The organism is Endobacterium cereale (assembly GCF_009617585.1).
GTDB lineage: Bacteria > Pseudomonadota > Alphaproteobacteria > Rhizobiales > Rhizobiaceae > Neorhizobium > Neorhizobium cereale.
The window spans coordinates 1-2,160 of sequence record NZ_WIXI01000017.1; the positions used below are offsets into that span (position 1 = coordinate 1).

2 protein-coding genes are annotated in these 2,160 nt (G+C 54.7%); both read left to right on the plus strand.

Going from position 1 to position 2,160, the window contains the following annotated elements; genetic code table 11:
• The first annotated feature begins 235 nt into the window (after positions 1-235).
• Entirely contained in the window at positions 236-1,309 is a 1,074-nt protein-coding gene (locus GAO09_RS00030) for a ketopantoate reductase family protein (protein ID WP_153352039.1), read from the plus strand.
• Between the two features lie 203 nt (positions 1,310-1,512).
• Positions 1,513-1,833, plus strand: coding sequence for a nuclear transport factor 2 family protein (locus GAO09_RS00035; protein WP_153352040.1), 321 nt, complete (start codon positions 1,513-1,515; stop codon positions 1,831-1,833).
• The last annotated feature ends 327 nt before the right edge of the window (positions 1,834-2,160 follow it).

Below are 2,160 nucleotides of genomic sequence, written 5' to 3' on the forward strand. Positions count from 1 at the left end.
CCCGGAGGTCTCATGCGTGCGCCGATAGTGGCCTGGTTTTACTCCGCCGCTTGGCCTTAATTTGCTCCGGCGTTGACAGAACTGCTCACCTCGTCAGCGACCGTTCGGCGCGTGGAGCTTCGAGCAGGCGTTCATTCTCGTACTAAGATGACAGTTGAAGCCAGCGTTGTGAAAACCGACATGCGCGACTAACGAACGAAGTGCGTAATCAGTGCTCACCTAACGGAGAGCAAAAATGACCTGTAACCGCCCCGAGCACGTATCTGCACCGGCTATTGGGATTGCTGGCGCTGGCGCAATAGGAATTACGCTGGCTGCCAGAATGCAGATGAGCGGGAATAAGGTAACCTTGCTCACCAGAGACACAAGAACATCCACTTTCCGTCAAGATGGCATACGTTTGATCGACCACGAGGGTCAGCACCATCTTCACCCCGAAGTCGCTTCGACTTTCGACACAGGGAATTTCGACGTTCTGTTCCTGTGCGCCAAATCCCATGACTTGCCGGGGCTCGCGGCCTCAATTCAGCACCTCATATCCAACAGGACGGTGGTTGTCCCGGTCGTGAACGGTATTCCTTGGTGGTATTTTGAAGGGCAGGGCGGCAGTGAAGGAGGAAGGCGAATTTTTGCGGCCGATCCGGACGGCAGCCTTGGCAAGGCCATCCCCTGGCGTCAGGTGATCGGAACGACCACTGTTATTACTGCAGAGAAAACCGGTCGCACGAGTGTTGTTTCCTCCAACCCACTTCAGATGACAATCGGTGAGCTCACCGATGAGATGACGCTCCGGGTCACCAATATCAGGGCTATCCTCGAAGGAGCCGGTATCTCGATCCGGGTGGCCCCTCGCATCAGAGACGCCGTGTGGACAAAAGTTGCCAGAAACCTGATATCGAACCCGCTCACGGCTGTAACTGGAGCGACGCTTGATCTAAACTTCGCTGATCCTCATCTTGGGGAAATAAGCAAGGCGATGCTTGCTGAGATGCTCCCCGTTATTGACGCATATGGCGCATCCTTGGAGGTGCCACCCGAAGAGATTCTGGCACTCGGGCAGAAGATGGGACCGATCAAGACATCGATGTTGCAAGATCTCCAGCTCGGTAGAAGGCTCGAGTTGGCGACAATATGTGATGCAGTCATCGAACTGGCTGAGGCCCGAAAAATAGAAATGCCGGTCGTTGCAGCAATCAGTAGAATTGCGCACTTTATTGACCGGAGGAATGGTGAGGCCGCTGTTTCCGAAACAAACGCCACCAACGACGACCTTGAATGGAGCCAGCGAACTGTTGATCGCCGTGCGTAGGGCTGGCGCGAGCGCTGCTTCGCGCAAAATCGTTGTGTAGGCATAAGGGGCATTTGAGGTTTGCAGGCCTCAAGAAGGCCACTGGCCAGCGGCGGCAGTCTAATTATTGTCCCGATCTGTTCAACTTGGAATGCTGATTTGTCCCACTTATTTCGTAGATTCTGGCTGATACATTCGACTGCAGGAAACCAAGGAGAGCCGCTTTGAATATGCCACTGGTTGTTGAGAGCTATTTCGAGGCTGACAATCGAAATGATGCGGGGGCATTTTCTGCAGCCTTTTCGATCGGAGCAATTGTGGAGGATGACGGGGCTCGCCATCTCGGTTCAACAGCAATTCTTGATTGGTGGGCAAAGACGAGAAAGACAGCGCGCTATGTCGTCGAGCCTTTGGAGGCCAAGGTAAATGGAGAGAAAGCGTTCGTTCGCGCGAAGGTGAGTGGCGAGTTTTCCGGTAGTCCGGTGATGCTGGATTACTGCTTTACCTTTAGAGGTGGCAAAATCATCAGGCTGGAGATCGTGTAGAGGCGACTTCTGAGGGAAGCGCGCCGTTAGCCGGGTAGGGGGCGGCGCCCAAACACGTGTGCCGGAAGATCCTTTACTCCAAGCGCATGACCACTTGGAAGGTCTTGCACGTGTTGCGCAAAGCGGGCCCCAGTCCCTGGACGGCGCCAGTATCCACAGAATGAGGTGCTGCCAGGTCTGAGTGCGTGTCATGGCGCCTCGGCCAAAAACTCCGGCAGCATGAATGTAGATATATATCACGATAAGAATTTGTCAACGCCGGAGCAAATTAAGGCCAGGCGGCGGAGTAAAACCAGGCCACTATCGGCGCACGCATGAGACCTCCGG